Annotated in this window: 19 protein-coding genes; 10 read left to right on the top strand and 9 right to left on the bottom strand. The window is 45.5% G+C overall.

The annotated features are described in order from the left end of the window. Positions 1–84: 84 nt before the first annotated feature. Entirely contained in the window at positions 85–1,530 is a 1,446-nt protein-coding gene (locus ACDJ59_RS26745) for a DEAD/DEAH box helicase (RefSeq protein WP_076320241.1), read from the bottom strand. 222 nt (positions 1,531–1,752) lie between these two features. Further along, entirely contained in the window at positions 1,753–2,109 is a 357-nt protein-coding gene (locus tag ACDJ59_RS26750) for a hypothetical protein (RefSeq protein WP_413406754.1), read from the bottom strand. Positions 2,110–2,450: 341 nt separating this feature from the next. Here ACDJ59_RS26750 and ACDJ59_RS26755 point away from each other — a divergent pair, with 341 nt between their 5' ends. Next, entirely contained in the window at positions 2,451–3,140 is a 690-nt protein-coding gene (locus ACDJ59_RS26755; protein ID WP_413406755.1) for a hypothetical protein, read from the top strand. 144 nt (positions 3,141–3,284) lie between these two features. Here ACDJ59_RS26755 and ACDJ59_RS26760 read toward each other — a convergent pair whose 3' ends face one another. Beyond that, positions 3,285–5,414, bottom strand: coding sequence for a 5'-nucleotidase C-terminal domain-containing protein (locus ACDJ59_RS26760; protein WP_413409922.1), 2,130 nt, complete (start codon positions 5,412–5,414; stop codon positions 3,285–3,287). 426 nt (positions 5,415–5,840) lie between these two features. Here ACDJ59_RS26760 and ACDJ59_RS26765 point away from each other — a divergent pair, with 426 nt between their 5' ends. After that, positions 5,841–6,803, top strand: a complete 963-nt coding sequence (locus tag ACDJ59_RS26765; protein WP_133386336.1) for an endo-1,4-beta-xylanase — start codon at positions 5,841–5,843, stop codon at positions 6,801–6,803. A 137-nt stretch (positions 6,804–6,940) separates the two neighbouring features. Here the strand turns inward: ACDJ59_RS26765 and ACDJ59_RS26770 are convergent, their stop codons facing one another. The 3 genes from ACDJ59_RS26770 to ACDJ59_RS26780 all read right to left on the bottom strand — a co-directional run bounded on the left by ACDJ59_RS26770 (position 6,941) and on the right by ACDJ59_RS26780 (position 11,581). After that, entirely contained in the window at positions 6,941–8,101 is a 1,161-nt protein-coding gene (locus tag ACDJ59_RS26770) for an MFS transporter (RefSeq protein ID WP_413406756.1), read from the bottom strand. Positions 8,102–8,412: 311 nt separating this feature from the next. After that, a complete protein-coding gene (locus tag ACDJ59_RS26775; RefSeq protein ID WP_413406757.1) occupies positions 8,413–9,753 on the bottom strand; it encodes a glycoside hydrolase family 30 protein in 1,341 nt (446 codons plus the stop codon). A 310-nt stretch (positions 9,754–10,063) separates the two neighbouring features. Further along, positions 10,064–11,581 (bottom strand): leucine-rich repeat domain-containing protein, encoded by a 1,518-nt coding sequence (locus tag ACDJ59_RS26780; RefSeq protein WP_413406758.1) that lies wholly within the window; start codon positions 11,579–11,581, stop codon positions 10,064–10,066. Positions 11,582–11,962: 381 nt separating this feature from the next. Between ACDJ59_RS26780 and ACDJ59_RS26785 the strand changes: the two genes are divergently transcribed. The 7 genes from ACDJ59_RS26785 to ACDJ59_RS26815 all read left to right on the top strand — a co-directional run bounded on the left by ACDJ59_RS26785 (position 11,963) and on the right by ACDJ59_RS26815 (position 18,032). Beyond that, positions 11,963–12,853, top strand: coding sequence for a diacylglycerol/lipid kinase family protein (locus ACDJ59_RS26785; protein ID WP_413409923.1), 891 nt, complete (start codon positions 11,963–11,965; stop codon positions 12,851–12,853). 147 nt (positions 12,854–13,000) lie between these two features. Then, positions 13,001–13,918 (top strand): aldo/keto reductase, encoded by a 918-nt coding sequence (locus tag ACDJ59_RS26790; protein WP_076213731.1) that lies wholly within the window; start codon positions 13,001–13,003, stop codon positions 13,916–13,918. A gap of 272 nt (positions 13,919–14,190) precedes the next feature. Continuing rightward, positions 14,191–15,573 carry a transcriptional regulator gene (locus ACDJ59_RS26795; protein WP_413406759.1) on the top strand — a complete coding sequence of 461 codons (1,383 nt, stop codon included), beginning with the start codon at positions 14,191–14,193 and terminating at the stop codon, positions 15,571–15,573. Positions 15,574–15,814: 241 nt separating this feature from the next. Further along, positions 15,815–15,985 carry an aspartyl-phosphate phosphatase Spo0E family protein gene (locus ACDJ59_RS26800; protein ID WP_074092797.1) on the top strand — a complete coding sequence of 57 codons (171 nt, stop codon included), beginning with the start codon at positions 15,815–15,817 and terminating at the stop codon, positions 15,983–15,985. Positions 15,986–16,084: 99 nt separating this feature from the next. After that, positions 16,085–16,465, top strand: coding sequence for a GntR family transcriptional regulator (locus ACDJ59_RS26805; RefSeq protein ID WP_036611682.1), 381 nt, complete (start codon positions 16,085–16,087; stop codon positions 16,463–16,465). Then, on the top strand, positions 16,462–17,337 hold the full coding sequence (locus ACDJ59_RS26810) for an ATP-binding cassette domain-containing protein (protein WP_413406760.1): 876 nt from the start codon (positions 16,462–16,464) through the stop codon (positions 17,335–17,337). The genes ACDJ59_RS26805 and ACDJ59_RS26810 overlap by 4 nt, the downstream gene beginning before the upstream one ends. Continuing rightward, positions 17,334–18,032: a hypothetical protein gene (locus ACDJ59_RS26815; RefSeq protein ID WP_413406761.1), complete on the top strand. Its 699-nt coding sequence runs from the start codon at positions 17,334–17,336 to the stop codon at positions 18,030–18,032. The genes ACDJ59_RS26810 and ACDJ59_RS26815 overlap by 4 nt, the downstream gene beginning before the upstream one ends. Before the next feature lie 163 nt (positions 18,033–18,195). On the opposite strand, the gene ACDJ59_RS26820 is transcribed toward ACDJ59_RS26815, so the two are convergent. The 3 genes from ACDJ59_RS26820 to ACDJ59_RS26830 all read right to left on the bottom strand — a co-directional run bounded on the left by ACDJ59_RS26820 (position 18,196) and on the right by ACDJ59_RS26830 (position 20,668). Further along, positions 18,196–18,714, bottom strand: a complete 519-nt coding sequence (locus tag ACDJ59_RS26820) for a hypothetical protein (protein WP_413406762.1) — start codon at positions 18,712–18,714, stop codon at positions 18,196–18,198. Positions 18,715–18,764: 50 nt separating this feature from the next. Continuing rightward, positions 18,765–19,538: an isocitrate lyase/PEP mutase family protein gene (locus ACDJ59_RS26825; protein WP_413406763.1), complete on the bottom strand. Its 774-nt coding sequence runs from the start codon at positions 19,536–19,538 to the stop codon at positions 18,765–18,767. Positions 19,539–19,615: 77 nt separating this feature from the next. Then, positions 19,616–20,668 carry a bifunctional transcriptional activator/DNA repair enzyme AdaA gene (locus ACDJ59_RS26830; protein ID WP_413406764.1) on the bottom strand — a complete coding sequence of 351 codons (1,053 nt, stop codon included), beginning with the start codon at positions 20,666–20,668 and terminating at the stop codon, positions 19,616–19,618. A gap of 304 nt (positions 20,669–20,972) precedes the next feature. Here ACDJ59_RS26830 and ACDJ59_RS26835 point away from each other — a divergent pair, with 304 nt between their 5' ends. Beyond that, complete coding sequence (locus ACDJ59_RS26835; RefSeq protein WP_413406765.1) at positions 20,973–21,350, top strand: LysM peptidoglycan-binding domain-containing protein; 378 nt, start codon at positions 20,973–20,975, stop codon at positions 21,348–21,350. Positions 21,351–21,499 lie beyond the last annotated feature (149 nt).

The raw sequence follows: 21,499 nt of genomic DNA on the forward strand, positions 1-21,499 counted from the left end.
GGAAAAAAGGGATAGCCGACATGTTTTCCAAGTCGATTACCCCTTTTTTTGGTCTGGACCTATTTATTTAACCCATCTACCAATCTATTTATGACCTTTTCGAACCTTGAGCTGCATCTTTTTGATCGTTGTATTCTGCATGAGCTCTAATACGAGCGGACCTTTGCCATTCAGAATCTCTACATCCGTCACATTATCCAGAATCGTAATGATCCCGATATCGTCAGCAGTAACCCCTTCAAGCTTGGCGATGGTACCTACAAAGTCAACAGCACGAAGTTTCTTCTTCTTGCCTCCGTTGAAGTTCAGCTTCATGATCTGTTGGTTCAACTGTTCACGCTTGTCCTTTTTGCGTTCAGGAACGATCTTCAATCGCTTCTCGAAATCTTCTCTGCGGCGATCTACAGCTTCTTCGGAAGGTGCTTTCACAACAGGAATTTCGAATCCAATATAGGATTCAATCTCCGCCAGACGTCTGCCATCTTTTGGTGTAATCAACGTAATGGCTTTACCTGTTTTGCCTGCGCGACCCGTACGGCCTGTACGGTGAACATATCCCTCTTTTTCCAAAGGAATATCGTAGTTGATGACATGAGTAATATTTGTAATATCAATACCCCGTGCGGCTACATCCGTCGCGATCAGATAACGGAATTGTCCCCGTCGGAATGCGTTCATTACTTCGATCCGCTCATCCTGCTCCATACCACCATGGATACGATCTGCGGGGTAGTCCAGGTCAGCCATGACCCGGAACAGTTTGTCCACATTCTCCTGCGTACGGCAGAACACAATGCAGCTATCCGGATTTTCCACAATGAACAAGTCCTGAAGCAGTGCGGTTTTGTTCACCTCTGGTACGTTAATCACAGCATGTTCAATCGTGGCTGTTGTCAGTCCACTTGCCTTGATCTCGATCTCCACCGGTTTGTTCATGTATTTGCGTGACAGCTTGGCTACATCTTCTGGGAACGTAGCGGAGAACAACATCGTTACTCGCTCCTGGGGCAGTTTCTGAATGATAGACTGTACTGTCTCAATAAAGCCCATATTCAGCATCTCATCCGCCTCGTCAATGACGAGATACGCGATCCGTTCGAGTGGCAGCGTGCCTCGTTCGATATGATCCAGTACCCGACCTGGTGTACCAACAGCCACGTGGGTTCTTTGTTTTAACTCTGCTTTTTGGATATGAAAAGGGGACTGTCCGTATAGTGCGGTTGCTTTAATACGCTTAAAGCGGCCGATATTCGTAATATCTTCGTTAACCTGCAAAGCCAGTTCCCGGGTTGGTGTAAGAATCAAAGCCTGTGGCTTATTCTCATTCCAATCCACCAGCTCGCAAAGTGGAATGCCGTAAGCAGCTGTTTTACCACTACCTGTCTGTGATTTGACCACAAGATCCTGATTCTCTAGTGCTACCGGAATAACTTTGGTTTGAACCTCGGTTGGTGTCTCATAGCCTAGACTGTCCAGTGCTTTTACGATCTCTTCACCAAGTCCATAATCTTTAAATTGTTGCTCGCTCATCGTTTACCTCTTTTGCGTTAGTTTTTGTACAATTATTGCACCGTACATTTATCGTATACCTCTTCATTATACTCTATATGCAGGCAGGCTAACGGAGTAAATGCTTCAAGTGTGTAAATTGTTTTCATCATTTCCGATTTTAGTAGCAACCACCCGTTGCTGTTCGTATGTGTATCATAAAGTTCCACGTGAAACGAAATGTATCGGCGTATATGCTTGGTGTTAATGAATGACCATCTTCACAGCCTTGGTTTGGGGAGGGTAAGATTGAGCAATAACTCCATTGATCCACACTTCTGCATTTCGACCAACGAGTGTCCCATCCAAAGAGACGGTGACAGTCTCTCCTCCGACGATGAGTTCGGCGTCCTTACTGAGCGAGACCCAAATCGGTCCAGAATCAACACTGCCATCTTCTTTATTCTCGATGAGTACCTGACCTCTTTCTTCCTCAAAATCCGTAATAATTCCTCGCACATGTGGCTTCTCTTCCCCCTGTTCCTCGGATTTCTCTGCGCATCCGAGCGTTAGCAGAAGCAAGATAAACGGGAATACGAATGATCTTCGTACAACAGACACAGTTTCTTCCCCTCCTCCTTTTGTCATGCTCTATAGGTATGGACGGTTTTAGAGACATCAAAGTTCCTTTACATCAATGGAAAAAGAACAAAAATCACTCCATTCAGGCTGGAACTGAAAAATGAGATATGGTAGCATGTGGGTATCCGTAAGAAAAAAGCTATAGGATAATCAATGGTTTATTACACGTATGTCGCTAGCCATGAAAGAATTCTTATAATAGTGGTACTTTTGTGTACTGCGCATTACCCGGCCGGAGCGAGTACAGCTGAAATTTTAATGGACTGCACAGACATGGATGTCTGTGTTTTATTTTTTTATCAGGAAAAGGGGGATAAGATATGCCGCGAGTCAAGATGACATGTTGGTTGTTAAGTATCGTACTGACTATGGTGAGTCTAACCGGGTGCTTGTACCCTTTTTCCGAATCGCCTAATGCTGCGAGGAGCAGGTTGTCCTCTGATCGTATGAAGGAACTCCGCGAGCAATATCCACTATCCACTGGCGTCCCCGCGACGATTAACATGAGAGAAGTTAGCTTCAATGAGGTCATGGCGTTTGGGGATGGGGTCGTTGTGGCGGAGGTCGTGAAGGTGTTGCCGAGTTTTCGTGTGGAGCTATCGACTGAACCCGGTACGCCTGAACGAAAGATGGCTGATAAGGATAGGGCTAATGGAATCACATCCTACCAACCTGAATTCATCTCTTATCAGGTGAAGGTAAATGAAGTAGTAACAGGAGATGATGTACCCGAGGATACTTTTTTATTTTACAACGCTGACTTCGCAGGTGTGGAGCCTGAACTTAAACCAGGTATGAAGATTATCGCTGTAGTCAAAAAGGGGACGACCGGAGAACAGCTGGGAGGATATTCGTTCACTCGCTACGGCACGTACTATATTGTCGATGATGACTACGTACTTGCCGCCTATGAAGGTGAATCGGAGGAATCACGTGACTTTACGAAACAAACGAATGGTATACAACTAGACGCTTTTATGGATAAAATCAAGAACCTGCCACAAGGCTAAATGACTTCATTCCCCTAGAGCAGTAGAGGAAGGGCCATACGCATAACCATTCGTTTAATATAAAAAGGGCGATCCCTTCCATGATATCCATGGAGGGGATCGCCCTTTTACTTTTTCATTAAGCGTGGTGCACAACGATTGTACCTATTTCAACATACTCACATATTTCCCGTATACGAATGCTACACGTCCATCCAGCTTCACTTTTACCCAGCCATACTTGTCTGTACTGATCACCTCAAGCAGGGTGCCCTTTGGTACCGCAGCAACGACCTTGGCTTTGGATGAAGCGCCAGCGCGTACGTTCAGGTAAGTCGCTGTAACCTTGGCTTGTTTGCCTTTGGTGACAGTTCCTGGTTTACCCGTGCTTGGTGCGGATGGTTTACCAGGTTTCGACGTGCCTGGAGTTGGTGTTGGTTTTGGTACTGTTGGCGTTGTCGGCTTCTCAGGTGTAGGAGTAGTTGCTCCCTCGCCATTGCCAGCCGCTTTGCGAGCTTTGTTCAGCTGTTGATAGAACGCTCCCTTGGTTTTCACGCCTGCGAATTGTGCTGCACTCACACCTGCTTTGGCAGATAGTGTATCAATCTCTTGTTGAGTCACTGCATCCAAAATGTTAATGGAGGCAATGTTGGTGTACTTGCCATCTTCTGTTGTTGGCACAGACATGATGCCATCGTTAATTAACTCCACCACATCTGCACGCTCCGGTGCAGTCAGGTCTACGCCGGTGATTTTCCAGTTGTGTTGAATCTTCGGTTCGTAGACACCTTTCATGGCATCTTTCAGATAGGCGATGGACAGGTTGCGAATCGTACCTTGGATCTCACCAAATGCCGAAGCATCCTTGGAGGACCATAGCTGCTTGAACTTACGTCCTTCCATCGCGCCGCCTTTGGCAATCAGGGCTTCCATCCGGTAGGCATTCATACCGAGCTTCAGTATATCGTCTTCTTTGACCACTGACCCATTGCTGTACTTGAGATTCGTAATCCGGCTGCCGTATGGCTTGGTCAGGTCAATCTCATACGTTACGCCGCCGAAGAAATCGTCGGTGCTGTATTTGGAAGCACGTCGTTTTGGATCAAAGCTGACGGTCACATCACCCGGGCGTGTGGAGTTGAAGTAACCCGCAGACCACTCCATATAATCCATCAGATCGCGTCCGGTTACTTCATATACGGTCACTTCACCAAAGGTGTATTGGTAGTTGAATGCAATATCCTTTTTCTTAATCGGGCCTACATCTAGCTTGGCCTTGTCGTTATCAATCTGGTGCGCGACCACATCGGCATCACTGTAATGCAACATCACTTCGGTGAAAAAGTCAGACAAAGGTGTTTCCTGGATCTGCACCGCAGGGATACCTTTAATCTCATCAGCAGGGACCAGGTTCGTTCCTTTCAGTTCAGCCACTTCAATATTAGCATCGGCACGAGCGAACTCGTGGAACGGGTGCAATGTCTCTTCCAGCGCAGGATCGGAGACTTCATATGTTCCGTCTGCTGCTTTTACAGCGAGAGCTTGAGCTTCTTTGCTTTTCAGCACAACTTTGTCGCCGTCTTTTTCAAATGTCAGATCAATTCGAGAGATATGTGAGCCATATTTATTCGGTTCGGAGATCAATACGCCGTTAACCGTTTGGGATTCAATCAAGGTATGCATGTGTCCGGCAAAAATGGCAGCCAGCTCCGGGTTGGCGTTGGCGATATCCGTCACTCCGGTTCCCGGATTTCCGTTCTCGTTGTCCAATCCCATATGCATGAGTCCAACCATGACATCGACTTTGCCTTTCAGCTCAGCAATGGCCTTCTTGGTCTCTTCCACAGGATCTTTGACGATGATACCGTCCAGGTGATCCGTCCCTTTTTCAAACTCGGTAATCATAGGTGTGTTCATTCCGATAACACCCACTTTGATTCCGTCTTTCTCGATAATCGTATAGGCAGGCATGTAGCGGTCGCCGTTTTCTTTGAAAATGTTACCCACGAGAGGCTGTCCATTGAATTGGGAAGAGATCTTCTCCAGTACGTCCAGTCCAAAGTTAAACTCATGGTTACCCATAACCCATGCGTCATATTTCATTTCGTTCATTGCAACCATCATGGGAGATTGAGGTTGATCATTAAACAACTCAGCTGAGTTATCCTGAATCATGTCTCCTGCATCCAGCAGGATCGTATTGGGATTCTCCGCACGGACTTTTTTCACAATGGTGTAGAGCTGTGTCATGCTCCCGGTTGGGTTTGGACCGTCCAGAGCATAGTCCCATGGCATGAATCGACCATGAATATCCGATGTACCCAGCAACGTAATCTTGGTCTCCTTGTCTGCCTCAGCAGCCTGAACCGGAGTGGAAGCAAAAGGGGCGAACAAAATGGAGGCACATAAGAGGAAAGATAAAGGCCATCCGGCGAAACGTTTCGTTGAAATTTTGCGCATGTTGTAATCTCCCTTGTTATCTAGTGTGTGTAAAGATATGTATCATTTCATACTAGATAAACATCTGGTGAATGTAAACTCCAATGTAAGAGTTATGTTGGATTTAAGAGAGTGAATCTATGAATAACTTCAGAAAAAGCATTTAAATCTATTTTTTTACAATAAAATACTATAATTTGACAGGTGTTAAAAACCAAAATTATCCAGTAAAATGATGTTTGTAAGCGCTTAACAAAAAATGAATACTAAGGAGGAAAATCATTGATTAAGTCTAAGTGGTTCAAAACAGTCGGCTCATTGGCATTGGTAGGGATTCTCGCTGCTTCTGTTGCGGTTGGTAGTGTGAGTGCTGGTTTGGCGAAAGGTAGCAAATTTCTGGGCAATATTATTGCCAACCAGGTTCCTTCGAATTTTAGCCCATATTGGAATCAGGTAACTCCGGAGAACTCTACCAAGTGGGATGCTGTTGAAGGCACACGCAACGTAATGAATTGGGGCCAGGCGGACATGGCCTACAACTATGCTAACAACAACGGATTTCCGTTCAAATTCCATACGCTCGTATGGGGAAATCAACAGCCAAATTGGATTAACAGTCTCTCAGCCGCAGATCAGAAGGCTGAAGTGACACAATGGATTAAAGCCGCAGGACAGCGGTATTCGAAGTCTGCCTTCGTTGATGTGGTGAATGAACCTCTGCATGCGAAACCATCCTACCGCAATGCCATCGGTGGAGATGGAGCAACCGGGTGGGATTGGGTCATCTGGTCATTCCAACAGGCAAGACAAGCCTTCCCTAACTCCAAATTGTTAATTAATGAATATGGTATTATCGGTGATCCTGCTAAAGCGGACCAATATATCCAGATTATCAACCTTTTGAAAAACAGAGGTCTAGTTGATGGTATTGGAATCCAGGCGCATTACTTCAATATGGACAACGTTTCTGTGAGCACGATGAACACGGTACTGAACAAGCTTGCAGCTACGGGGCTACCAATCTATGTATCCGAGCTGGATATGACAGGTGACGATAATACACAATTGCAGCGTTATCAGCAAAAATTCCCTGTGCTGTGGAAACACTCTGCTGTTAAAGGTGTGACGCTGTGGGGTTACAACCAAAATCAAACTTGGCAGGCAGGCTCCCACTTGGTCAATAGCAACGGTACAGAACGTCCGGCTATGCAATGGCTGAGAAACTACCTGGCGAACAATCCTTAAGCGTGCGTTTTGACGAGTCGGAGCATCCTTTGTAAATCCGGTAATCATATAACACCAAATAGCGCCTGTTCTACATGTTAAGCATGGGAATATGGCGCTATTTGTATTAGTGCTTTCTCTCAACAGCGTTTGGCAATTTATGGTGCAGGGAAACATTTAATTTTAATCCAAACCAATACAAAAGCGATCAGTGCAAATATCATTCCGCTCCAGATCAGCTGATGTATTCCAAGGTTCGCGATGAACCAGCCGCCGATGGCAGTACCCAAGGTAATACCGAGGTTAGAAAAGGATACAAACAAGCTATTGCCGAATTCAGGCGCATCCTGCGCTTCAGCGGTTAACCAGGTTTGGCTTACAATTAATCCTCCTGAATGCACGGATGCCCAGAGGATGACTACAATAACCATCCACATGAAGTGGGGACCGGCCCAATAGACGAGTGCGTAAGCTGCTACATACAGCAGGGGGAACATGAGGACAGTTCGGACCACGCTCTTACGCAGAAACTGTCCAAACCCCAAATTTCCGATGATCATGACGACACCAAAGACAGTCAGCATGACGCTGATCCATGATCCGCTCATGTGGGTGACCTGTCCAAGATACTCGGCGAAATAGCTGTACACAGAGAACATGGCGGCGAATATAAAAATGACTGCGGCAACATTCAGCCATAATCCAGGTTTGCGCAGAATACCGAGCTGCTTGCCATAGGACATCTTTTCCTTCACAGGCATCGAGGGCAGCCAGATCCATATGCCGATCAAAGCGACCACACTGACCATCGCTCCAAACAGGAAGGCGATTTCGAGGGATAGCCGTTCAGCAAGATACGATGTCAGTGGCACGCCAAAGGCAAAGCCCGCGGTAACTCCGGTGAATACTTTGGCGACGGCCTGACTGCTTTTCTCTGCCGGAACAAGTTGTGCACTGGTGACCAGAGCTACGGAAAAGAAGACGGGATGAAATAACGCGGGAATGATACGGAAGATAAGCATGGTATCAAATGTTGTGGCGTAGGCATAAACAACGTTTGAAATGGCAAACATCAGCACAGCGGCTAAAAGGATAATTTTGCGATTCATCCCGGATGCCAGTAAGGTGAGAAAAGGGCCTGCAATGGCTACAACCAGCGCAAATATACTGACCAGCCAACCTGCCTGTGCAGCCGAGATACCGAATTTATGCGCAACCTGAGGAAGTACCCCCACGATTCCCATTTCTGTTGTAATAATCCCGAATACCCCGAGTGCCAGCATCAGGATAAGGAGTGGATTGACCTGTTGTGATTTCATGTAAAGCGTACCTCCAATAAATTTAAATATACAGAAAAGTAGATATGTTATGCTGAAATGAGCCTGCCTTGCCTCCTATAATATGATGGACATGAGAGTAAGTTCTCTGGATTACATTATATCTAGATTTATAGATTTGTAAATATAAAAGGTGAAACGTCATATCTTTAAGTCGTCTTCGGCTTGTGTTCTACAGGAGTAATCATGGTGACAATAAGCATGGTCTTGCCCATGAAAAATAGCGCCGGCCCGGGGAATCCTTGGGACCTGACGCTATTGATGTCCGCGATTTTAACGATGTGTTGGATTAGTTATTTCGGTTGAATAACTATGCTGTTGAATGAATCGGCTTCCAGTTTCATGTGTAGGGTCTGTCCTTCTTCAAGGGTTAGATACAGGTCACGACGGTCCTGGAATGGATTGTTGATGACAATGACGAGACTGTTATCCGGGTTGCGGAAAGCAACGGATTTCCCGCTCCACGCCCCTGACAGACCGACTCTTCGGGCACCAGGAACAATATGATGCGCGAAGTGTTTCATCACATAATACTCCGGGTTCCGAGTAACCTCCGTCGTGTCCGGATCTATCGTAATCATGGAGTTCTGCTCCCAGCCCCATGTGCTGCGGCCTTTGGGTTCCAGAACCATGTTCCAGTAGATGTACGCGTTCACTCCGTTGCTGAAGTAGTGCTGATAGAGATTATATACATACTTGGCGTAGTTCCATGAGTTGTTGCCATCACCGCATTCGTTCTCGGTTTGCATATAACGCAGCTCCGGATAACTTGCCGAGGTACGTTGAATGGCATTTTTGCCTGCCCATTGATACCCAACACCTTTGATATAGGAATAGGCCTGTGGATCACTCAGGACAAGCCCGGCGTACTCATCGAAGTCGTTTGTTTTTTTCTTGATTAATTCCTCCCATGGATCAGGGGCGTTGATCGTTCCCAGCCAGATTTCCGTATCCAGACCGTGTTGGTCAAAAGCCGGGCCCAGATAATCGCCGATAAACTCACGAAGCTGCTCGCCTGTCCACATGCAAGAAGGAAATTTCTGATCTGCAATCACTTCGTTCTGCACATGCACCTGATGGATCGTAATGCCTGCGTCACGGTAAGCCTGTACAAATTTTACAAAATACAGGGCGTAGGCCTCCAGAATATCTTTCTCCCAGCGCAGTGTCCCATAGTTATAGGCTTTTGGCGACTTCATCCACGTTGGCGGACTCCATGGCGAGGCGAAGAATTGCAGGTTCGGGTTATATGTCAGAGCTTCCTTGATGTAAGGAATCAGATATTTGAAATCACGTTTGATTGAGAAATGTTCCATGGCCACGTCGCCGTCCACCTCGTTGTGGCTGTACCACTGCTCTGCATAATCACTTGCGCCGATCGGCAGGCGACAGATATTAAACTTGTGCTCACCCTTCGGATTGAAGAGAGAGTGAAATACCTCATGGCGCTGCTCCTCATTCAAGTGGGACAGAGCCATATAACCAAGCTCGTTGAAACATCCGCCAAACCCTTCCACAAGTTGGTGCTGTTCACCCGTCAGTTTCAAGTTAGCGCTTTCATTAGTCGGCACAAAAGATAGCTCTCTCCACGGGCTGTCTTGGGTTGTGGAATAACCAGTGAGCGTGAATGTCATGTGAATTTCCTCCTCGCTTGAACCTCAGTTGTCATATATATTACGTTCAGTATAACAACTCCCACGGCAAAAGAAGATATGCTAAACCGTGTGAAATTTACCCTAATCCAAGATAGAGCATTAAGAGTTCGTATCCGCATAGACAGACTGTATGCTGTATTTGCTTGTGGTTAACGCTATCCATATACCATTACCCAATGTCATAATACAACTGTCATGGCACAACAAAATCCCCGCTGATCGTTCAGACGGGGACTTTCGCTATGTTTCTCATATTCTCTTATGGCTGAAAATGAACGTGAGACACAACTTAAGGCTGTACACTCTCACCAAGCTGTTTATTTTCAAAAATAAGAATCGTTTTGCTGCTTCCGATGTAACCAACAGAGGTATTGAATTGCTCCGAGATGAAGCGAACCGGTACAAAAGCTTTACCATTTTTCATCAGAAGAGGAGCATCATTGATCGCAAGTGTATCATTCACGACAACTTGTTTGTTGCCCACGCTCCAGCGGATGGTCTTGTCATTCTGTGTGATCACAGCTTCGCGCGTACCGCTGTTCCAGTTCACACTGGCATTTAACTGCTCCGAGACAAAACGCAGAGGCACATAGGTCCGCCCTTCATCGATAAAAGGTGCAGCATCCAGTGCATAAGCACGATCCCCGACATAGGCGGTCGTAGACCCTTCAATCAGACGCTGGAAGCTGCCCTGCGGCGTTCGTTTCTGCTCCCGCACATTCATCCGGTTCAGAAGCTGCATCGTATGACTGCCACTCACAACATCCAGATAATTGTTCTGCACTGTGAGTCCGGCAGGCTCAACCTCTGAGACAGAAGTCTGAATACCGGAGGATAACGAGGTGGACGCCGAGATATCCTGTATAACATTTGTCGCTGACTGATCACGGGTAAACGTAAAACCTGCGATCGGTGTCAGATCCCACACCCGGTTGTTGGATAATTTTAATACATCCAGGCTGGAAAGCTGCCGTAAAGGTTCCAGATCATAGATCTGATTGGACTCTGCATTCAGCTCTGTCAGCCCAGTCAGTTCCTCAAGCCCCTTGAGATGCTGTACTTGGTTACCAGAGATATCAAGTGTCCGAAGGCGTGTCATGTGCTCCAGTGGTGTCAGATCCGTGATTTGATTACCTGCCACATTCAGATTCCGCAGTGTATTTGGCAATTCAGCCAGTACGTCCAGCGTCTGAACCTGGTTGTTTGCTACATTGAGTTGTTGGAGCCGGGTTTTACCCATGAGCGGTGTCAGATCGTTAATCGTATTGTTCGAGATCTCAAGCCACTTCAGTGCATCCGCATCCGAGAGGGCCGCAAGACTGGCAATCTGGTTACCACTGGCGTGGAACGTATGTAATCGGTTGAACCCACGTACAACCTCTATGGAAGAAATGGAATTGTTGCTGATATACAGCCGTCCCAAGTCTTTTAATTCAGTAAGTGCGTCTATGGATGTAATGTAATTATTGCGAACATCGATCTCGCGAAGCTGGGTTAGGTGCGCCAGCGGTGTGAGATCCTCAATCTCATTCCCATATAATCGGAGGTGAGTCAGATTGGTTGCATATTCGAGACCGGACAGGCTGTGAATACCTGCATTGCTCAGATCTACCACCTCAAGCTGCTCCAGATCCGTTGAAGTTAATGGCATATCCAGAGGTTTGTTCAGGATTAACTTCAGTCCGTCCTCCAAAGCGGGATCTTCAATGATTCCCTCGCCCAAGTCTGTAGTGGTGTAAGCCATGGCTTGCCCCGATGCCCCGAGACTCAGGATGAATACTAGAAGTAATAGCGTCATTCTTCTCATTGCATGCATTCCCTCCGATTTTTAGAATTATAAAATAACCCGAACAGATTGAGTTAGTTAAGTATAATATCTACACGATAACAGCAACCGGAAGGTTGTTCTGCCCACGGGAGTGTTCAGTGTGAATTGAAGAGTTTAACATATACAGGTTCGGCTAAAAGCACATCTATAGTTATTAACCCGTCAACAGGGAAAAGGAACAAGAAATTTCGTAATGGGTATTTCCCTACTTCTATTCTATATGAAACAAACCCTGCTCTGCACTCTTCAGAGACATGTTTATCAAAAAAAATAGAACATCTCCCGCAGACCCTATTCAACGCACCCTTGAAACGGGTAAAGATGAAGTAAAGATGCCATTTTGGAGGGGAAGATGTGAGTATGCGCCAAGCCATGATCATTAGTAATCCATCGTCAGGTAAGGAAGAGGCAGAGCAGTATGTGTCCCAAGTCAGAGAAATTCTGGAGTCACAGCAGTATGAGGTGGTGGTTAATGAGACGGCCGGGGAAGGTGATGCCACCAACTACTGTCTGAGCGCCTGCAAAGACGGCTGTGATCTGGTCATATCCATCGGAGGCGACGGTACACTGCACGAGACGATTAACGGAATGATGGATCAGGATCATCGTCCCCGACTGGGTGTGGTACCGCTAGGTACGGTGAATGATTTTGCACGTGCGCTGAATATCTCGCTTGACCCGGAAGAAGCCATTAGGCAGTTACGTTCGAATCAGACCCATATCGTGGATTTGGGGAAAATCAATGATCGCCTGTTTGCCAACGTTGTGGCTGCGGGTTCTTTGGCAGAAGCTTTGTTCTCCGTATCCTCGGAAGAAAAGTCGAAGTTGGGATCATTCGCATATCTCAAAGAAGGCTTGAAAGACCTGGTGAATACACCAGCCAATCATCTAACCATCGAATATGACGGACAGCTCTGGGAGGGGGAATCGCCACTTTTTCTGGCGGCGCTGACCAATTCGGTCGGAGGATTCGAGAAGTTATCCCCGGATGCAGAGGTGGACGATGGTCTGATACATTGTTTTGTTGTTCGTAATATCAGTGTGTTCAACAGTCTGACCCTGGGCACCTCCCTGTTATTTGGTAGTCTGAAAGACCATAAGGACGTGGACTATTTTACAGCCAAAGAAGTTCATGTTCGCTCGGACGAAGCCATTCGCACCAATGTAGATGGGGAAGAAGGTCCTGCCCTGCCGATTCACATCCGTGTCCTGCCAAGGCATATTGAGGTCATTGTACCGGAAGAAGTATAACTTATTCTTTTGGATCTATAGGCTGGAATGAAGAACCTATCATTTCTCCATATGAATGTAGGATAAAGCTATTGAAACCGATTGCAGATATATGTCACAATCAAAGGTAAGATACACGATAATATTCGAATATGGAGGGAAAACATCTTGAGAACGATTAAATTGGGCAGCAGTGCACTAGAAGTACCTGTAGTCGCGGTAGGCTGCATGCGGATTAATTCACTAGACGGTAAGGAAGCCGAACATTTTGTTCGTTCTGCAATGGAGGTTGGCGCAAATTTCTTTGACCATGCCGACATTTATGGTACAGGAACATGTGAGGAGATCTTCGCCGAAGCGGTACAGATGAATCCCCAAGTTCGTGAAAATATGATTCTTCAATCCAAATGCGGTATCCGCAAAGGCATGTTTGATTTCTCCAAAGAGCACATCCTGAATTCGGTCGATGGCATCCTGCAACGTCTGAAAACGGAATATCTTGACGTGCTGCTTCTGCACCGTCCAGATGCATTGGTTGAGCCGGAGGAAGTGGCTGAAGCCTTTGATCAACTGGAGCGCGAAGGTAAAGTGCGTCACTTCGGGGTATCCAACCAGAATCCGAACCAGATCGAATTGTTGAAAAAATACGTGAAACAGCCACTGGTAGCCAACCAGTTGCAGATGAGTATTACCAATACGACGATGATCGACAGTGGCATCAACGTGAACATGGAGAACGACGCTGCGGTTAACCGTGACGGTAGCATTCTTGATTACTGTCGTCTGCATGATATCACCATTCAGCCGTGGTCCCCGTTCCAGTACGGGTTCTTCGAAGGTGTATTCCTGGGTAGCGACAAGTTCCCGGAATTGAATGCAAAGATCGACGAGATTGCTGCGAAGTATGACGTGAGCAATACAACGATTGCAATCGCATGGTTGCTACGTCACCCTGCGCAGATGCAACCTGTGACAGGCACGATGAACATTGAACGTCTGCAAGACTGTGTAAAAGCAGGAGATGTTCATCTCACTCGTCCAGAGTGGTATGAAATTTACCGTGCGGCAGGTAATATACTGCCTTAAATCCAAGTTACAGTGAGCATGATGACTGCTGAGTCAGTTGAGAACACGAGCCCGTAGATGGCTCGTGTTTTTTGTCTATTTTCAGGTTTGATGCCAGACGTGTTTCCGATATAAAATAAGGATAGGATTGTCTGTTTTATAAAAGGATTAAAATGGTTTTAATACAAATTAGTTGAAAATATTATATTGACCGATACTTTCTAATTACATATAATTACTTTTACATACCGATAATCCCGTTTATGTTTTTTATTTTGGAGGGTGGTGTTCGTTTGGAGTCGACAACCACGATACGCGATCACTTGGAAAGTTATCTGAAGCGTGAACAGATGTCCATTAGTCATTTTTCGGAAACGTCAGGGATTAATTCGGGTACGCTCAGCAATATTTTGAATAAAAATCGGCCTATTGCCATGCAGCAGTTGGATCGCATTACTTCCGCCATGAGACTGGAAGAAGGTTACTTCTATGAATTATACATAGATGAGTGTTTTGTACACGCGACCCCGGACTGGCGAAGACTGGGACCCTTCCTTCATCGCTGTGCCGAGTTGGACAAGTTGGACTGTATTGAAGAGGTTATTCGTCTGATGATGGATAATCTATCCTATATTCCTTTGTTATTTGATGTGGCTGAAGAATTCTACCAAGCAGGTAAATTCAAACCGGCCATTTTTCTATATGAAAACATTGCTGAAAGCGAGAAAATGCAACATTCCGAGCGGCTTGCGCTCTGTCAGTATCGACTGTTCCGGTTGGGACTGACCAATGATCAGCACCGGAATCTGATTATTGCATCTCGGTTCGAATATTATGTGGATCGGCTGGATGAACGCTACCAGTTGGATGCGCTTAACGAACTGATTAATGCTTTTGGAGCATTGCATAGATGGGACAAGGTTCAGGAGTTATCTGAAAAATTGAAAGTAAAAGCGTCCATCCATTATGAGATGAATGGCCGAAGGAAACAAGAAGAGACCAAAAGACCAATTGTTTTCTATATTCTATACTCCGATCTAGCTGCAGGAAGTGCCTGTTATCATTTGAAGGACTACAACGGTGCACTAAAATATGTTTCTTTATATTCGGATAATCGCTGGGTGAGGAACCCGGATAAAGATGAAACCGTTGTTATGAATCAGTTTCAGGAATGGGCTGAAGCGAATCGATATATATATCATTTAATGGGCGGTCATTTTGAGGTGTTACCTGATTATCTGGCGTATATCTCGACGAAGGAAAATGAGATATTCCCAGCGCTGTGTGATATTGTAACAGCGGCTAATCGTTATGATAAGGATATTGATCATGTTCTCAAACAGTATGAATCGTACTTCACGTATCAGGAACAGAGTAACCGAATTGGCAAAGTGAGCAGTCAGGTTACGGATGATCGATATTTAAGACTTTTAGCAGATTTGGGTGCATATTATTTAAAGAAGGACGAGTTTCATTTAGGGATAGAATTTGTTCTGGATAGTTTAAAATTTTCTATTGAAATTAGCAGTGGACGAGGTATGCTTAGAGGTGTCGGACTGTTCGAGCAATATCGGGAATTTGCATCTGAGACGGCGAAACAGCAATACAAAATGATAATTAGTGAGGTGCAGAAACTCAATGAAGAGAAAGTTGGCTTTGCTGATAGCTACCTGTAGTATCGTTGTATTCATCGTAGCCCCTGCTACGGAATCTGTCCCAGGCAAGGAAATCCCGAACCCCGAAATTATGAGACCCGCTGATCATGGATTTGGAACTTAATGAAAGTAAAGAACGCTTCTGATTTATTCAGAAGCGTTCTTTTTTTGGTGTATCAAAGTGGAAGAATAAGTATGTCGTATCTCACATGCGCTTATGATTGGCATAATACACTAAAATATGACAAAAAGGAGGGGTACTATGGATCGCCTGGATTTGATATCACGGATCGAAGATGCCAGACAATTGTTATATCGCATGCATATGGAATACGGCAGTCTGCTTCATCCGGAAGTGATCCAGCAATCCGTAGTCCTGGACGGGCTTATTAATCAATACAACAGAGTCAAGGTAGGAAAGGCGATGAATTAAGTTCGCCTATTTACATTTGCGTCTTTGTATACTATAGTTAGTTACATGAGTAACTAACCGACTAACTGACTAATGAATACGTATGAAAGTTGGAAGCACATGAAATCGACTTTGGATGAATCTCAGCCTATTTTTCATCAGATTGCTACGATGATTATGGACGATATTGTGGAAGGCAGATTGAAGGTGGAAGAACAGGTTCCCTCAACCAATGAACTGTCACGCTTCTACAATATCAATCCGGCTACAGCCCGCAAAGGACTGCAGGAGCTCGTGGACAAGGGAATTATATACAAACAGCGAGGTGTTGGAATGTTTGTTGCAAAGGGAGCAAGAGAAGCATTGCTCGTTGAACGGAAGCAAGATTTTTATGAAGAATACATCAAGCCTTTACTTGAAGAAGCCAGACGGATTCACATGAATGAAGACATGATCATTGATCTGATTCGCGGCAAGAAGGATAAGGAGAGTGAGTTATGATTCATATGGAGCAGGTCAACTACAGCTACCAGAAGACGCCCGTTCTGAACCAGGTTACGCTACATGAGAGTGAGCCAATCATTAGTGCAATCTGGGGAAGAAATGGAGCGGGTAAAACAACCATGATGAGTTTACTGGCAGGGCATAACCGCCCGGACAGTGGAACCGTTCAGATCATGGGTCAAGACCCCTATAATAATCTGGCTGCCCAAGGGCATCTGTGTTACATCCAGGAGAATCATCCCCTGGGGAAAAACTGGACGGTTAGTGACATGGTTCAAATGGGGCAATATTTTCATCCGCAGTGGAATCAGGAGTTGGCGGAACGTTTAATCGATGTGTTCGAACTACCGGAGAAGAAAAAGATCATTAAATTTTCGAAAGGCATGAAGACTGCCACCCAGATTATATTAGGTCTTGCCAGTAATGCAAATATAACCATTCTGGATGAACCCACCAATGGGCTTGATGCTGAGAAGCGTAAATTCTTCTATAATGCGCTATTGGAAAGTTATGAAGATAACCCGCGTCTAATCCTGATATCCAGCCATCATATTGAGGAGATTCAGCCTTTATGTGAGTCCCTTATCGTTTTGCAAGCTGGAGAAGTGTTATTGAATCAACCGATGGAAGATATGCGCGAAAAAGGAGTTCTTCTAACAGGGAGAATTGAAGATGTTAATCGGGTGACAGCAGATGTTAAAGTTATAGAGTCTTCCCAAATGGGATCGACTGTGAAAGTGATGATTGATGAGCCCTACTCGAAAATGTGGAAGGATATCGCTCATGCACAGGGGCTTTCCATTGAGAAAGCGACATTACAAGATTATTTGGTTAACAGGACCCGTAATCAAGAGGGGGTTAAACCATGAACGCAGTAAAAGGTACGAATCGACTGATTCGCGATGATATGCGTTTGTATCTGGGCATATTTTCATCCATCGCTCTGATGCTCGCCGTTGTATATCTGGCCATTGGCTTCATTTTTGATGTCTCGTATGCTACGCAACTGTTTGGTCCCATGTACGGAGGGATATGTACGTTTGCAATCGGGGGAATTATTACACTGTTTCCGGTTGCGATTGGTATGGGCAGTACACGAATTCAATTCATGAAATCCTTCTATATGAATTCGGTATGGATGGTTGCAGGTACCATGATCATTCTGCATGTGGCGTATTTCCTCTTACACCTGCTTCAGGAAAAAGGAGTTGTTGACGTAACCCTTTATCAACCGGGCATGTTGTATTCAAGCGAATATCATTTCTTATCCTACCTGTGGATCGATCTGATGTGCGGCTTTCTCGTGCTGGGAATCTCTGTCTTCCCAACGGTTTGTTGGATGCGCTTGGGGATGCGTAACTTCTTCATTATGTTCTTTGGGGTTGGCTTGGTTTTTACGCTGATAATTACATTGGGCGATCTTGGTGAGTTTATGTTGTGGATTGCTAGGATCAATCGCATGACATTGTTCACCGTTCTGGGATGCATTGGTGGTGCGCTACTTCTATCTACGTACCCGATGATGAAGAATGCGCCGCTTACCATGAAATCCAAAAAAGACTGACAGGAAACAGTTATAAAGGAACTGGGCAAGGAATCTAAGCGAAATCATTCCGAAATCAGAAAACACGAGTGCGAACACGCCTCGTGTTTTTTGTATCATATTAAATCACTGGATTTACCTATTCAACAATCTTTATACGTAATTCCAAATGAAGGTGCATCCCTTAAGCCTGAGCCTGCGGTTTGAATCCTTCGTCTTTGAGGTACTCGCCGGCTTCGCTACGCGACTCAAAAGCCATATCCAGATTATCACCGGAATACACATACCACATGTCATCTTCGTATTTTAAAGTCAGCGTATGTCCATCTTCATCGATCCACGTTCCGCCACCCGTGGAGGTTGTAGCCAATGTCGGAGCAGCAGCTTTTACTTGTTCTGGTTCTTTAAATTCAACTGCGTTGGGATTGTGAGACATCGCTTGGATCGTTTCATCTAACAATGTGCGCAGATCTGTTTCGGAGTAATCACGAATATTGACGAATCCTTTAGAATCGGTCTCATAGTTAGGCAGTAGCCCTGCATAAATATAACCGTTTCCGTTAGGGTGAATATGGAGAGCAACAATTTTTTTATCATACGCACTATCCTCGTAGTGGAAATTAACTCGACCGAGAGAAACATCTTTGCGTTGCAGTTGGGGATACGATTGTAGCACTTCTAGCTTTTGTTCCACGTTAAGCATAATTGCCTCCTGTAAATGTTCAATAGAGGTGATTATAACATGCCCTCCTGTTAATTTCCCGATAAAATGTTTCTCCCTAGTTCTTTTAGGTGTTCCATAACTTGCAGATAGGGATATGGCCCGTAGCTTACACGTGCTACACCCAGTGTGGCAAGCTGTTTTGGTGAAGGCTCAGGAGACGTAACCATGACGTTAATTGGCAGCGGTGAACGCTCACACAATTCCTGAATCAGTTGGTGATCCTGCAAACCGGGTACAAACAGACCACTGGCTCCTGCATCTGCATAATGGCTCGAACGTATAAGTGCTTCCTCCAGGAGAGAGTGGTTATGGTGTTCAGGTGCATGTTGCAGAAAAATATCTGTGCGGGCGTTAATGAACAACGGGATGCCTGCCTGCTGCGCAGCTTCCCGGGCGGCGGACAATCTCGGGCATTGCTCCTCCACAGTGTACAATCCCAAGCCAGCGGGAAGTTGATCTTCAATGTTGATCCCTACAGCACCATGATCGATGACTTGCAGGATATTTCGCTTCACTTCTGACACAGACCTCCCATACCCTCCCTCTATATCGATCGTTACAGGCAGATCCACGCTTGCTGTAATCCGTGCGAGATTGGCAAGCACTAGATGGAATGGCATGGCTTCACCATCGCGTTCACCGTGGGCCGCAGCAACGGACCAGCTTCCGGTAGCAATGGCCGTTGCCCCAGCGGATTGAATGGCTTGCGCACTTCCGGCGTCCCACACATTGATCAGAACAAGTGGTTTTCCTTTCACATGGTATTGTTGGAACAACGCTGCTTTTTCTTCTAAGGTACTCATATTATGTTGACTCTCCTTTGTTATATCATGCATTTCTTTGGACATTTGATGCGTACTTCATTACTTCATTCTGTTTTTCAGCTACCCTGTTTTTGTTTCTCGTGAGTCAAAAGCCAGTTTTTGCGAGTTAATCCCCCGCCATATCCACCCAGTTCGCCACTGGCATTAATTACACGGTGACATGGAATCACAATCGCAAGCTGATTGGCCCCATTCGCCTGTGCCACAGCTCGGCAAGCAGTCGGTTTTCCCAGTGCATTTGCAATCTCCTGATATGACCTCGTTTCACCAGCCGGAATGGCTATGAGCTCATCCCATACCTGCTTTTGGAATGGTGTTCCTAAACAGAACAACGGTGTGTCGAATGCTGTCCGAATACCTTGAAAGTACTCGTTTAGTTCACGCTCAATAGACTGGATGGGAGCTGTAGTACCGGGCACAATCGCTGATTTAGTTCGTTTGCGCAGACGCTCAACTTCGCGTTCCAGACCTCTGCGGTCCACAAATTCCAGTAAATATAGCGACTCCTCATCAGCAATAGCCATCATCGGGCCGAGCCGGGTGTCAATCCAGGACGCTTTTAGGATATGTCCTTCATCGACTTGTGTAGGGGCAGCACCCATGATCCGTGAAAAGGCATCGCGGAAGCCGCTGCTTGATTCATACCCAGTAGATAATTGGCTATCAATCACGGTGCGGCCGGAGCGAATATTTTTCAGGGCAAGTCCCATGCGGCGAGCGCGAGCATATTCGACAAAGGTCATGCCGAACCGCTTCTTGAACTGTCGGCGAGCAGTGGATTCGTCGATGGAGAGGGCCTTGAAATCCTGTTCTTTCCAGCGTTTCTCCGGATTTTTCTCCACAGCTTCCACTAATATGCGAACGACATCGGATACTTGGTTAGGGTGAGAGAGCGGACGACAGCGCTGGCAAGGGCGATAAGAGGCCAGAAGTGCCTGCTGAGCCGTCTCATAGAATTCGCAGTTTTCGAATTTTGGCTTTCGCGCAGGGCATGTGGGGCGACAGAACACACCCGTGGTTCGGACTCCAACATAGAATAAACCCTCGTATTCCGAATCTTTGGCCACAAGCGCCTCGTAATATTGTTCCTTCAGATCAGCAGAAATCATGGGGGCACGTCCTTACTCATTAGAATCTTTATCTATACCTATTATAGAAAAACGTTGCAGCAAGCATCGCCGAAAATCAGGCATGAATATTGGATAGATTAAATCGGATATAACATTGAAATTCGGTTGTTCAGAATTTGTTTAGAGTGAACTGGTAGTATAGACCTATCATAGTAGGGTGACTTAGGCAAAGATACCTATATAGTGAAAAAGTGAGTTATTGATCATTCATTGTTATAGGAAAAATACATAGGTAAACATGAAATTAAAGATTAGCGGAATGAAAGTCTGGAGGTCGAATAGAATGAGATATTCTACGTACAAAAGTATTTATGAATTCGTTTATACCAAAACGTCCGAGTCTCGCACCATGTATGTTAAAGGTCAATTCATGCAGCGTGTGAAGACGCCAACCTGGCTAATGAAGATCGTCACTATAACTCTAATTATAATCATAGGGTGTAGTGCTGTATTCACTGCATTTGCCGGAGATGAGCAATTGTTGTCGGGGGACCAGATCGTTGTATCTCAGGGAGATACACTGTGGGGCATTTCATTGGTACATAAACCTCAGCAGATGGACACTCGTGTGTATGTAGAAGCTATCAAGAAAGTGAACAAAATTGAGCATAACGCTATTCAGATTGGACAAGTGTTGGTCTTGCCTGGGTTTGATCGATAAAATAAACGGTGCATGACGTCATGAACAGAGTTCTTTTTTTACTCATCGAGGTACAGTTACATACTGAATTTATTAATCATTTACATATAATGGAGCTTCATGAGGGACGATATGGTGTAGTGATTAATAAGTGGTGTGCTATATAAGTT

Source organism: Paenibacillus amylolyticus (genome assembly GCF_047302515.1).
Lineage (GTDB): Bacteria > Bacillota > Bacilli > Paenibacillales > Paenibacillaceae > Paenibacillus > Paenibacillus amylolyticus_G.